The 11950-nt window shown below is 74.2% G+C and carries 10 protein-coding genes and 1 pseudogene; 6 read left to right on the top strand and 5 right to left on the bottom strand.

Annotation, left to right across the window (positions count from 1 at the left end; genetic code table 11):
- Positions 1 to 650, top strand: a 650-nt coding sequence (locus GTW43_RS04900; RefSeq protein WP_161300375.1) for a class I SAM-dependent methyltransferase, incomplete at its 5' end; no start/stop codon positions are given.
- Here GTW43_RS04900 and GTW43_RS04905 read toward each other — a convergent pair.
- Positions 599 to 1072, bottom strand: coding sequence for a DUF4345 domain-containing protein (locus GTW43_RS04905; protein WP_161300376.1), 474 nt, complete (start codon positions 1070 to 1072; stop codon positions 599 to 601). The genes GTW43_RS04900 and GTW43_RS04905 overlap by 52 nt on opposite strands.
- Before the next feature lie 100 nt (positions 1073 to 1172).
- Between GTW43_RS04905 and GTW43_RS04910 the strand changes: the two genes are divergently transcribed.
- The 4 genes and pseudogenes from GTW43_RS04910 to GTW43_RS37860 all read left to right on the top strand — a co-directional run.
- A complete protein-coding gene (locus GTW43_RS04910) occupies positions 1173 to 1775 on the top strand; it encodes a TetR/AcrR family transcriptional regulator (protein WP_161300377.1) in 603 nt (200 codons plus the stop codon).
- A 123-nt stretch (positions 1776 to 1898) separates the two neighbouring features.
- Positions 1899 to 4235, top strand: coding sequence for an MMPL family transporter (locus GTW43_RS04915; protein WP_161300378.1), 2337 nt, complete (start codon positions 1899 to 1901; stop codon positions 4233 to 4235).
- Positions 4228 to 5136 (top strand): helix-turn-helix domain-containing GNAT family N-acetyltransferase, encoded by a 909-nt coding sequence (locus GTW43_RS04920; RefSeq protein WP_161300379.1) that lies wholly within the window; start codon positions 4228 to 4230, stop codon positions 5134 to 5136. The genes GTW43_RS04915 and GTW43_RS04920 overlap by 8 nt, the downstream gene beginning before the upstream one ends.
- Before the next feature lie 197 nt (positions 5137 to 5333).
- Positions 5334 to 5765, top strand: a pseudogene (locus GTW43_RS37860) (hypothetical protein); the annotation flags it as partial.
- Between the two features lie 26 nt (positions 5766 to 5791).
- Here the strand turns inward: GTW43_RS37860 and GTW43_RS04925 are convergent.
- Together GTW43_RS04925 and GTW43_RS04930 are read right to left on the bottom strand one after the other, a co-directional pair.
- Complete coding sequence (locus GTW43_RS04925; protein ID WP_161300380.1) at positions 5792 to 6892, bottom strand: ABC transporter substrate-binding protein; 1101 nt, start codon at positions 6890 to 6892, stop codon at positions 5792 to 5794.
- A gap of 52 nt (positions 6893 to 6944) precedes the next feature.
- Positions 6945 to 7979: a MerR family transcriptional regulator gene (locus GTW43_RS04930; RefSeq protein ID WP_161300381.1), complete on the bottom strand. Its 1035-nt coding sequence runs from the start codon at positions 7977 to 7979 to the stop codon at positions 6945 to 6947.
- Positions 7980 to 8082: 103 nt separating this feature from the next.
- Here GTW43_RS04930 and GTW43_RS04935 point away from each other — a divergent pair, with 103 nt between their 5' ends.
- A complete protein-coding gene (locus GTW43_RS04935) occupies positions 8083 to 9642 on the top strand; it encodes an alpha/beta hydrolase (RefSeq protein WP_161300384.1) in 1560 nt (519 codons plus the stop codon).
- 155 nt (positions 9643 to 9797) lie between these two features.
- Here the strand turns inward: GTW43_RS04935 and GTW43_RS04940 are convergent, their stop codons facing one another.
- Together GTW43_RS04940 and GTW43_RS04945 are read right to left on the bottom strand one after the other, a co-directional pair.
- Positions 9798 to 11321: a helix-turn-helix domain-containing protein gene (locus tag GTW43_RS04940; protein ID WP_161300382.1), complete on the bottom strand. Its 1524-nt coding sequence runs from the start codon at positions 11319 to 11321 to the stop codon at positions 9798 to 9800.
- 103 nt (positions 11322 to 11424) lie between these two features.
- The coding region (locus GTW43_RS04945) for an alpha/beta hydrolase (protein WP_161300383.1) at positions 11425 to 11950 on the bottom strand (526 nt) is incomplete at its 5' end.

The raw sequence follows: 11950 nt of genomic DNA on the forward strand, positions 1-11950 counted from the left end.
GTGACGTCCGCGGCCGCTCCGTCCTCGACCTCGCGTGCGGAACGGGCTTCTACAGCCGCGAGTTCGGACGGCGCGGCGCCGTGGACGTCCTGGGGGTGGACGTCTCGGGCGAGATGGTCGCGGTCGCGCGGCGCATCGAGGAGGCGGCGCCCCTGGGTGTGCGGTACGTGGTCGGTGACGTGGCGCGGTCCGCGGTCCCGGGCGACGCACGCTTCGACGTGGCCACCGCGGTGAACCTGCTCAACTACGCCGACACCACGGACACGATGACGGCCATGTGCCGTACCGTCGCCGCCGCGCTCCGGCCCGGCGGCACCTTCTACGCGCTCAACCAGAGCCCCGACTACGACTTCGAGGGCCCGACGCCGCGCGCGTACGGTTTCCTCAGCGAACTGGAGGGCGGCCGGTCCGAGGTGGGCCCGCGGGTGCGGATCACCGCGTTCCTCGATCCGCAGCCCGTCTCCTTCACGGCCAACCTGCCCCGCCGCGAGGTCTACGGAGAAGCCCTGGAGCAGGCCGGGTTCACGGACGTGACCTGGTCGCCGCTGCCCGTCTCCGCCGAGGGACGCGCCGCGTTCCCCGACGGGTTCTGGGACGACTACGAGGCGAATCCGCCCTTCGAGCTGCTGGTCGCCCGCCGCCCCTCCTGAGCGGTCCGCGGGCGCTCGGCGGACCCCGCCGCGCCGTCCGTGGACACCGCCTTCTCCTCGGCGTCGGCGAGGAGAAGGAACACCGGGGGCAGGACGATCTCGATCACGGTCAGCGCGAGCTGGAACCACTGCGGCCGGCCCGCCACGGCAAGGGAGATCAGCCGGCCGACGGCTCCGAGCAGGAACACCACGGCCAGCCACCGGATCACCCCGGCGGGGATCGGGCGCCGGCGCGCGGCCCAGAGCCAGGCGAGCCCGTAGCCGACGAAACTCGCCCCCATGAAGCGGCCCCAGCTGTCGATCGTCGCACCGGCCGAACCGGCCCCGGGGATCGCCGCGTTGCCGAGCGCGACGTGGAACAGGCCGATGGCCACGCAGGCCCAGCCCATGAGCAAGGTGAGTACACGCAGAGTCCTGGCCATGGTCCCTCCGAGCCGCCTCGACGGCGGGGCTTAGTTGACACACGTCTACTTAATCTCCAGCCTGCAACCCTGGTAGACGTATGTCAACTAAGCTGGCCTCGTGCCTCCTCGTCAGCGCCTCTCCCCCGCCGACCGCCGCGCCCAGCTCCTCACCGTCGGGGCGCGGCTCTTCGCCGCGCATCCGTACGCCGACGTGCTGATGGAGCAGGTGGCCGAGGAGGCCGGGGTCTCGAGAGCCCTGCTGTACCGGCACTTCCCCAGCAAGCACGCCCTGTTCGCGGCCGTCTACCAGCAGGCGGCGGACCAGCTCCTCGCCGGGACCCGGCTCGATCCCGCGGACTCGCCGGCCGACCAGATCCGGCAGGGGATGGACGTCCACCTCGACTACTTCGTGGCCAACCGCCACGCGGTCCTTGCGGCGAACCGCGTGCTCGCCGGTGACCCCGTGATCCAGACGATCATGACCGACGAGCTCGACGCTCTCCGCTCGCGACTGCTCGCCGTGCTCCCGCTCACCGACGAGGGGGTCCGCGAGGCCGTGTCCGGCGTGCTCAAGAGCTGGCTCGTGTTCGTCCGGGTCCTGTGCGTCGACTGGCTCACCCACGAGACCTGCACCCGCACGCAGTTGCGCGAGGTGTGTGTCGGCGCCGTGCTGGGGGCGCTCGGGCCGCTGCTCTCGGAGGATCCGGCCCCCACGTCCTGAGCGGGCGTCCTGACGAACGCCGACGAGCCCGGCCGCCGGCCCGCCCGGCGTTCGCCAGGACGGACGACCCCCGCGGGCGTCTAATGGAAGGGCGGAGGGATCGCCCCCTCCCTGGAGCAGCACATGTCCGGGACCGAGAGCAAGCCGTCACAGGGGGACGTGCGGCGGCGCGGTGCGCTCCGCGCGCTGGGCGAGTGGTGCGCCCGGCACTTCGTGATCGTCGTGGTCATCTGGCTGATCGTGCTGGCCGCCCTCCAAGTACTCAACCGGTCCTTCGGCGGCGACTACTCCGACGACTTCTCCCTGCCCGGTGTGCAGTCCTCCGAAGGACTGGACGTGCTGCAGCGGCACGACCCGGCCGCCGGCGGCTACAGCAGCCAGATCGTGCTCCGCGACAGCGACGCGTCCCTGTCGTCGGTGAGCGGGCAGATGGGCACGGCCGTGGGCGATCTGCAGAAACTCCCGCACGTCCTGTCGGCACAGAACCCGCTCACCGCCGCGTCCGCTTCGTCCTCCGGCCAGTCCGGCCAGTCCGGCCAGTCGGGCCAGTCCGGTCAGTCGAGCCCGTCGGATGTCGGGCCGCTCTCCGGTGACGGGAAGACCGGGTACATCACCGTCCGCTTCGACGTGCAGCCCTCCACCCTCGGCGACTCGTACCTGACCGGTGTCGACAGCGCCGTGCATCCGCTGCGCGCCGCGGGTGTCGACGTCGAGTACGGCGGTCCGCTGGGCGAACTGGCGCGGCCGCCCGCGGACGACCGGGTGAGCGAGGCGATCGGGTTCGGCGTCGCGATCGTCGTCCTGATCGTCGGTTTCGGCAGCGTGCTCGCCGCGGCGCTCCCCCTCGTGACGGCGCTGCTCGCGGTGCTCGGCGGACTGGCGTGCCTCGGGCTGCTCGCGGCGGCGTTCACCTTCGCGACGGTGTCCCCGACGCTCGCCACCATGATCGGCCTGGGTGTCGGGATCGACTACGCGCTCTTCCTGATCACCCGGCACCGGCAGAACCTGATGGACGGCGCCGATCCCGTGCACGCGGCCGGACGGGCGACCGCGACCAGCGGCCGGGCCGTGCTCGTCTCGGGCTGCACCGTCGTCATCGCGCTCGCCGGACTGTCGGTCTCCGGCGTCTCCTTCATCAGCAGACTCGGCCTCGCGGCGGCCGTGACGGTCGTCTCCGCGGTCGCGGGCGCCCTCACGCTGGTGCCCGCGCTGCTCGGACTGATCGGCACCCGGCTCGACCGGCTGCGGGTCGGCCGCACGGTGGCGGAGGCCGACGCCGAGCCCGCGGCCGCCGCGCGGGGCACCTGGCACCGGTACGCGCAGCGCGTGGAGCGGCGGCCGTGGTGGTACCTGGCCGGCGGGCTCGTCACGGTGGTGGTGCTGGCGGTCCCCGTGGCGTCGATCCAGCTGGGGCACATCGGGGACGGCGCCGACCCGACGTCGTTCACGGACCGGCGGGCGTACGACATCATGGCGGACGCGTTCGGCCCCGGGTCCAACGGACCGCTGACCGTGGTGGTCGACCAGTCGAGCGTCCCCTCCGGGCAGCGCTCGGCCCTCTCGTCGCAGGCGCAGAAGTCGCTGGACGCGGTGGCCGGCGCGGCGGCCGTCACACCGCTGACCCCAACCCAGGACGGGGACGTCCTGGTCGGCACGGTCTACTCCACGACGTCACCGCAGAGCCGGGCGACCACGGACCTGACCAACCGCCTCGTCGACGAGACACTCCCGCAGGCGGTCTCGGGCACCTCGGCACACGGGTACGTCACCGGGACGACGGCCGCGCAGGTCGACTTCCGGGACATCGTGGCGCACCGGCTGCCGTTCATCATCGCGGTGGTCGTGGCGCTCGCGTTCCTGATCATCCTGATCGTCTTCCGCGGACTCCTCGTCGCTCTCAAGGCCGCGGTGCTCAACGTCCTCTCGATCGCCGCCTCCTACGGTGTCGTGGTCGCCGTCTTCCAGTGGGGCTGGGGCGGGCCCGCGCTCGGTGTCTCGGGGAAGGTGCCGATCGAGAGCTACGTGCCGATGATGATGTTCGCCATCATCTTCGGGCTGAGCATGGACTACGAGATCTTCCTGCTGTCGCGGGTCCACGAGCTCTGGATGCGTACGGGGGACGCCCGTGGGAGCGTCGCCCACGCCCTGGAGATCACCGCACGCGTCATCACGTGCGCCGCCCTGATCATGGTGAGCGTCTTCGCCGCGTTCGTCGTCAGCGACAACATCGTGGTCAAGATGCTCGGACTCGGCCTCGCCGTCAGCGTGTTGATCGACGCGACCGTCGTGCGACTGCTGCTCGTGCCGGCGGTGATGACCCTGCTCGGTCCGCGCGCCTGGTGGACGCCCCGCTGGCTGGACCGGCTGCTGCCGCACATCGACGCGGAGGGCACGGACGACGGGCCGGAGCGAGGCGACCACCCCGCCACCATTACCGGACTAAAGTCAGAGAATGGATGAACGACAGGACGCACCGCACACGCCGACCCAGCGGGACCTCGTGCGGCACTTCAACCGCACCGTCACCGAACGCGTGGGAGCCCTCCACGACCACTACCTGGGCCTGGACCGCCCGCTGGCCGAGGCACGACTGCTGTGGGAGATCACCGAGGAGGGCCGGGACGTGCGCCGACTGCGGGAGCAGCTCGGACTCGACTCGGGATATCTGAGCCGGCTGCTGCGCGCCCTCGAACGGGACGGACTCGTCGAGGTCGCACCGCTTCCCCGGGACCGGCGCGTCCGCACGGTCCGCCTGACACCGGCGGGGCGCACCCAGCGGGCCCTCCTCGACTCGCGCAGCGACGCACTCGCCGACTCCCTGCTCGCCCCGCTCGGGGCAGAGCAGCGCGCGCGTCTGGTCGCCGCGATGGCCGAGGTCGACCGGCTGCTCACCGCGGGGACCGTCCGGCTGGACTCCGTGGCACCCGACCACCCCGACGCCGCGCACTGCCTGCGCGCGTACTTCACCGAGATCGGCGACGCGTTCGAGACAGGCTTCGACCCGGCCCGCAGCCTGCTGCCGGACGCCGGTGAACTCCAGCCGCCGAAGGGCCTGTTCCTCGTCGCACGACTCCAGGGCGAACCGGTCGGGTGCGCCGGGCTCAAGCTGCCGCCGGACGCACCGGCCGAGATCAAGCGCATGTGGGTGGCACCACAGGCACGGCGGCTCGGGCTCGGCCGACGCCTGCTCGCCGCGCTGGAGGCGGAGGCGGTCCGGCACGGCAGTACCGCTCTGCGCCTGGACACGAACAGGGCACTCCAGGCCGCGATCCGCCTCTATCACGCGTGCGGCTTCCGCGAAGTCCCCGCCTTCAACGACGAACCGTACGCGCACCACTGGTTCGAGAAGCCACTGACCTGAGCCGCAGGCAGTGCATTCACCGTAGCGTCATTGCAACGCAACACGCCCTCTGCATTGCATTACAGACAGACCCATTGCAATGATTTACCAGCATCCACCTGCAACTACCACTTCTCAGTGCAATAAATTGATTGCCTCACCTCCGAACGCAACGTAGCTTTTTCCTCATCGAGAAACGCGCGACGGAGGGGTGGGTCATGGACGCGCTGCACAGCCGGTCACACGCGGCGCCGGTACCCGGCGCCCTCACCGCCTTCGTGCGGTTCACGGCCTGCGGGGGCGGGATCGGCGTCGCGTCGAGCTTCGCCGTCACCGCGCTCGCCTCGTGGGTCCCCTGGGCCGTGGCCAACGCACTGGTCACCGTCGTGTCCACGCTCCTCGCCACCGAGCTGCACGCCCGGTTCACCTTCGGTGCCGGAGGGCGGGCGAGCGGGCGGCAGCACCTGCAGTCCGCCGGGTCCGCGGCCGCCGCGTACGCGGGGACCTGTCTGGCCATGGTCGCGCTCCAGCAACTCGCCCCCGGTTCCGGGGCGTCGGCCGCACAGATCGTGTACCTCGCGGCCTCGGCGCTCGCGGGCGTCGCCCGGTTCGCGGTCCTGCGGCTCGTCGTGTTCGCCCGCGGCCGGGCGCACCGTGCGGCCGCCCCGGAGGCCGGTCAGCCGGCGGTCCGCAGCACGCGGAAGCGGTCCGGTCGCGCGGGGTCCCGGTCGACGACCTGGATCGGCGGTGCGGACCACTGCGGCACGGGGCTGTCCGGAGTGCGGGTGAAGCGGATCCGGCCGCGGGTGCCCTGCACGTCGATCCCGTCCCAGGAGCCCGGCGCCGGGCTCGTGCCCGTGCGGTGCGACACCAGCAGGGCGGCCAGCGCCGTGATGGTGTCGTAGCCCTCGAACGCCACGAACGAGGGCCCGCCGGGCAGACGTTCACGCAGGGCGCTGCGGACCCGGTCGCCGAGCGGCGTGAGCGTGTCCGGCAGGTACCTGAGGAACGGGACCGCCGCGCCGTCGTCACCGAGCAGCCGTGCCCACTCCGCGAACTCCGGCTGTCCGGCCGGAGCGCCGATGAGGACCTCGGCGAGGCGCGGGTCGGACCGCACCTCGCGGACGAGCGGTACGGCCGGTTCCGGGTGACCGACGAGGAGCAGCAGGGCGGTGGCGCCGTCGTCGGCGAGGGCGTCGCACAGCTGCGCCGGGCCGGTCGCCCCGGCGTCGAGCCGGCGCACGGTCCCGCCGTGCGGCGCAAGACGGTCCCGCAGGATCTCCGTGCCGGCGGCCCAGTAGACGCTCGGCTGGGCGGCGACGGCGACGCGGGTGTGCCCGGCGGCGAGGAGATGGTCCGCGAACAGGCGCCAGCCGCGGGACTGCGGCGGAGCGATGCGCGCGACCGTCCCTGACGGTGCGTCGGTCAGCGCGTCGAGCACCGCCGACGCGCACAGGTACGGAAGCCCGAGGGCGTCGGCGGTCGCGGCGGCCGTGCGGGCGACGACGCTGTGGTACTCCCCCGCCACGGCGTCCGCGCCCGAGCGCGCGAGTGCGGTGACGGCCGCGGCGGCCCGCGCCGGGTCGGCCGCCGTGTCGTGCACCTCCAGGACGACCGGGGCGCCTGCGACGCCGCCCGAGGCGTTGACGTCGCGGACGGCGGCCTCCATCCCGGCGAGCAGGTGGCGGCCCGCCTCGACCCAGCCGGGCCGGGTGAGCGGGGCGAGTGCGCCGATGCGTACGGGAGCGGGCTGCGCGGGGGTGACCATGCGGGCCATTCGAGCGTGGATCTGCCCACCAGGGCAAGGCAATTGCGCCCGGCCGGTCCGCTCAGGCCGCGCGGCGCGCGACGTCCTCGCGCAGGGCGGCCAGGAGCCAGTCGTGGGCCGATCCGGGCGTGGGCTCCGGGGCTGCGCCGTGCGGGGTGATGAGCTCGGTGACGAGTTCCCAGTACCCGTCGAGGCGCGGGTCGGAGCCGAGCTGTCCGGCCAGGGCGCGGCGGAACGCCACGGTGTCGCGCCGCTGGTGCACCCGCGCGTACGTGTCCACGAACCCGTCCAGGGCCTCCCCCGCGCGGGGCGCCCGTCCCGCGCGCAGGTGGACGCCTGCCAGGTCGTAGGCCTCGGCCAGTCCCGCGTAGAGTCCGGCCACCGTGTGCGGGCCCGCCTCCTGGTGGGCGGCGGGCTGGGTCGGGCGGGCCGGTGAGCAGGGGCGCGAGACCATCGCGTGCAGCCGGGCGAAGGCGAGCACCTGGCCGGGCCGGGGCGCGTCGGGGATCTGCGGCACGGCCGCGTCGAGGAAGGCGGCGGACGCCTTCGCGGGCATCCGGGCGGGCAGCCAGCCGCGCCAGAACCGGGCCAGCGCGTCGGTGCTGGGCGGGCTGCCGAGCGAGCCGACCAGGCGCAGCGTCGCGGCGCGCTCGACGGGCGGGCTCTCCTGCACGAGCCGGAGGGCGGCCTCCTGCCAGTGCAGGGCTCTCAACTGGCCGCCCAGGGTGGCCAGTCGGCCCGCGACCGCGTCCGCGAAGGCGGAGCCGGAGTCCGCGAAGGCGGAGCCGGAGTCCGCGAAGGCGGAGCCGGAGTCCGCGAGGGCGGAGTCCGCGGCGTCCGGGTCGCGGTCCTCGGCCCCGGCGCCCGCCTCCAGCACCTCGTGGATGCGGGGCAGGGCGAGCCCGAGGCCGCGCAGGGTCCGGACGAGGCGCAACCGCTCGAGCGCCTCCGGGCCGAACCGGCGGTGGCCGCCGCCGCTGCGTTCACGTTCGGGCAGCAGCCCGCGGTCGCAGTAGAACCGCACCGTCTTGACCGTGGTGTCCGCGCGCTCGGCGAGCTCCCCGATGCTCCACCGGCCGTCGTCCTGGTCCCGCACTTGAACCTCCCTCAGGGGGAGTTCCTAACCTACCCGCGGCCGGGACCGGAGTGCGGTCCCGCAGTCGGTCGGACGCGCGAGCGGGGAGAGTGGCATGAGTGGCATGAGTGTGTTCATCGTGGTCCCGGGGTTCTTCACAGGCGGTGCCGACTGGGCCGAGGTGGCCGGACACCTCGCGCGGGCCGGCGCCCGGACGCAGGTCGTCGAGCTGCCCGCGCCCGGCGCCGGCCCTGTCGGGCTGAGCGCGCACATCGAGCGGGTCGTGGCGGCCGTGGACGGGGCGGGCACCCCCGGCGCGCGCGACATCGTGCTCGTCGGGCACGACTACGGCGTCTATCCGGCGCAGGGCGCAGCCGACCTGCGGGCGGAGCGCATCGCCCGCGTGGTGTACATCGACGCGCCGGTCCCGGGCGACGGAACCCCGGCGCTGTCCGCCGTCCCCGACCAGGGCCTGCGGGCGGACCTGATGCGGGACAGCGCGACCGGCGGGGACGCGGCGCACGCGGTGCCCGTGCCGGAGCCCGGTCAGTGGCAGTACTGGGGCAGCACGTACGGCCTGCCGGACGCGGCGCTCGACCGGCTCGGCGCGGCGGCCTCACCGCATCCGGTGGCCACGCTGACCGAGCCCCTGAAGCTGTCGGGCGCGGCGGCCGGACTGCCGACCACCGGCGTGCTGTGCCACTACAACGGCGCGTCGATCGAGTCCGTGCGGATGCTGGTCCGCATCGGCGACCCGATGCTCGGCGCGCTGGTGCGCCCGGACGTGACGTTCTTCGAACTGCCCACCGGGCACTGGCCGATGCTGTCCTGCCCCGACCTGCTGGCACGGACCCTGCTCGACGCGGCGGCCGGCGGGGGCGAGAGCCTGGCCGCGCCCGCGGCGGCCGAGGCGCAGGAGCAGGGCCCGGGCACCTTCCTGCTCGACGTCCCGGCGCTGCCGCGCGAGCGCCACGGAACGCTGGACCTGTACCTGCCCGAGGAGGGGTCCGACGCCGAACGGCCGCTCCCCGCCGTGCTGTTCGTGCACGGCGGGCCGGTGCCGGCGGGCGTGGAGCCGACGCCGCGCGACTGGCCGGCTCTCGTCGGGTACGCCCGGTACGCGGCCTCGCGCGGCGTCGTCGGGGCCACGCTCGACCACGGACTGCACGACGTGAGCGCGTACCCGGTGGCGGCCGGGGACCTGGCCGCGGCCGTGCGGGCGCTGCGCGCGGACCCGCGGGTGGACGAGGAGCGGATCGCCCTGTGGTTCCTGTCCGCGAGCGGTCCGCTCACCGCGGAGTGGCTCGACGGGCCGCCGGACTGGCTGCGCTGCCTGGTCGCCTGCTACCCGGTGATGGCGCCGCTGCCGATCTGGGGCGTCCCCGCGGGCCGCTTCCGGCCGGCGGACTCGGCCCGCGCGATGGGCGCGCTGCCCGTGGTCGTCGTCCGGCCCGAGCGGGAGCAGCCGGTGATCGCGGAGACCGTGGACCGATTCCTGCACGCGGTGGCGCAGGTGCCCGGCGCGGTCGTGGAGGTGGTCGACGTCCCGGGTGCGCGGCACGGGTTCGAGACGCTCGATCACACGGAGGAGGCCCGGGACGCCGTGCGTCTCACGATGACCTACGTCCTCGATCGGTTCGCGCGGGCGCGTGAGGAGGACGTGCGCGGGGGTGCCGTCGGCTGACATCAGTGCGAGCGGCCCGCGACCGAAGTCGCGGGGCCGCTCCGCACTCCCCCTCAGCGGTCCGTCTCCGGAGCTGTACTCAGACCCTAGGACGGGGAGCGGCCCGCGCTCCAGGTGCACGGTGCTCGACTTCGGGCCCGGATCGTGCACGCTGCTCAAGCGGCCCGCGAGGCGGTGATCTGGAGGGCGTGGACCACCTCGTGGATGCCGCTGCCGAGCGTGAGCAGGTCGAGGCCCAGCTCGGACTCGGCGGCACGCAGGTGGGCGCGGACGGTGTTGCGGCTGATGCCCAGGAGGCGGGCCGCCTGCTGCGCGTCGGCGTTCTCCGCGACCCAGGCCTCGAGGGTGCGCCGGTTCCGCTCCGCGAGCGGGCGCAGGCGGGTGCGGGCCCAGGCCGCGGCGCGCTCGGAGCGGAAGAGGTCGCCGAGGGCGACCGGCTCGCCGTCGGCGTCGTCGGCGGGACGGGCGGTGGCGGCGCCGTCGAGGGCGAGCGCGAGGTGGACCGCGGCGCGGACGCGGATGTCGCCGAGGTCGACGGCGAGGACGCTCTCGACGCGTCTGATGTGGGCGGCGACCGTGTTGCGGCTCATGTCGAGGAGCTTGGCGACGCCGGTGCGCGGCATCCACAGGGCGAGCCGGGCGATGTCGACGCTGATCCGCGGCGCCTGTTCGAGGGGCTGGAGGAAGGTGCGGGCCCAGCCGAGGGCGGCGGCCTGGGGCAGGACGCCCTCCAACGGGGTCCTGCCGTGGTAGTGCGCGACCCGGTCGGGGACGGTGCGGGCGGCCGAGAGGGCGTGGGCGGCCTGGGTGTAGGCGGCGGCGGTCTCGGTGAGGGGGTGGGCGTCGCTGACCCCGAGGGCGTACGGGGTGTTCTCCTCGACGAGCCGGTGCAGGTCCGCGGCGCGGCTCGGCCGCGGGGACTGCGGGGCCGTGGCCTCCCCGTCCGGTCCGTCGTCGGCTATCAGGCAGATCAGGTGCTCCTTGAACACGGGGCACTGCACGATCAGGTCGGGGCCGTGGTAGCCGGAGGGGTCCTGCATGGCGTGCACGATGCGCTCGCGGTCGGCGGGCAGGCAGTGCAGGAGGTGCAGGCGCAGCCGGCCGGCCTCGAGGATCGGCGGGACCGCGCCGGTGGTCATCCGGCGGGCGAGGAGCGCGTCGCCGGACAGCAGTGCCTGAAGCACCGCGAACCGCACCTGGTGGGCCTTGGCCTGGTAGCCGCGCCGGGTGCGGTCGACGTCACCGGCCCGGTGGAGCAGTGCGAGGACGCCCGCGGCGTGGGCGAGCGCGGCGGAGGCGTGCGGGGGCGGTTCCGCGTCGGACACGGCCACCAGGACCGGGCGCGGCGCGAACGGCCCGAGCGCCTCGAGGCGCACGTACCGGCCCGCGGCCTGGGTGGCCGCGGTGTCGAGCGAGCCCGCGCTCAGGCGGGACAGCAGGGCGGCGAGCGGTTCCAGGTCGTCGTGCGGGAAGCCCGCCGTCGCCGTGTCGACGCGGCCGGTGGCGCCGTCGACGAGGGCGGTGTGGGTGCCGGTGTGGCGGTGCAGCCAGTTGAGGATGCGGCGCGGGTCGGGGGCCGTGTCGCCGCGGGCCGCCTGACGGTGCAGCTCGCGCAGCAGGGCGTCGAGCCCTTCGTCGGCCGCCCTGCCGTCCGGCCCGTGTGCACCGGTGTCACCCATGGTCCCGCTGTCCTCTCGGTCGTCGTCCGGGGCCGTCCCGGGCGGCCTCGTGGGAGGCCGTGCCCAGGATGCCAGGATGACGTGCGGCGACGCCCGGGCCGGGTCACAGGCTCCGCAGGAAGTCCAGGACGACCGTGTTGAAGCGCTCGGGCTGTTCGAGATTGGTGTAGTGGCCCGAGCCGTCGAACGTGACGGAGCGGCCGTCGGGGACGGCGCGCACGAGGCGGTCGGCCGCGGCGGTCAGCTCCTCCGGTTCGAGCGAGCCGTTGAGCGCGAGCACGGGTACGTCGATCTTCGGGACACGGGACCAGGTCCCGGTCATCGGGGTGAACAGGTCGGGCTCGCCGGGACGGTGCTTGGACAGCGTGTGCAGGGCCATGTCGCGCAGACGGCGCAGGAGCGCGGGGTCCATGTCGTCCGCCGAGCGCGAGGGGCCGGGGAGCACCCGCAGGAACGCGGCGAGCCAGCCCTCGACGTCCCCCGCCGCCATCGTGCGGGCGTATTCGGCGGACAGGTCCTGGTACCAGGGGTCCGTGTACTGGAAGTCGCTGGTGGCCGCGCCGCAGACGACGACGGCACGGACCAGCTCCGGGTACTCGACCACGGTGTCGGTGGCGATGCCGCCGCCA

It is taken from the genome of Streptomyces sp. SID5785 (assembly GCF_009870065.1).
GTDB lineage: Bacteria > Actinomycetota > Actinomycetes > Streptomycetales > Streptomycetaceae > Streptomyces.

Bases quoted from the DNA above. Each gene is read 5' to 3' on its own strand.
- GTW43_RS04940 (WP_161300382.1), bottom strand. From the start codon at position 11,321: ATGGGTGACACCGGTGCACACGGGCCGGACGGCAGGGCGGCCGACGAA.
- GTW43_RS04925 (WP_161300380.1), bottom strand. From the start codon at position 6,892: ATGGCCCGCATGGTCACCCCCGCGCAGCCCGCTCCCGTACGCATCGGC.
- GTW43_RS04920 (WP_161300379.1), top strand. From the start codon at position 4,228: ATGGATGAACGACAGGACGCACCGCACACGCCGACCCAGCGGGACCTC.
- GTW43_RS04915 (WP_161300378.1), top strand. From the start codon at position 1,899: ATGTCCGGGACCGAGAGCAAGCCGTCACAGGGGGACGTGCGGCGGCGC.
- GTW43_RS04935 (WP_161300384.1), top strand. From the start codon at position 8,083: ATGAGTGTGTTCATCGTGGTCCCGGGGTTCTTCACAGGCGGTGCCGAC.
- GTW43_RS04905 (WP_161300376.1), bottom strand. From the start codon at position 1,072: ATGGCCAGGACTCTGCGTGTACTCACCTTGCTCATGGGCTGGGCCTGC.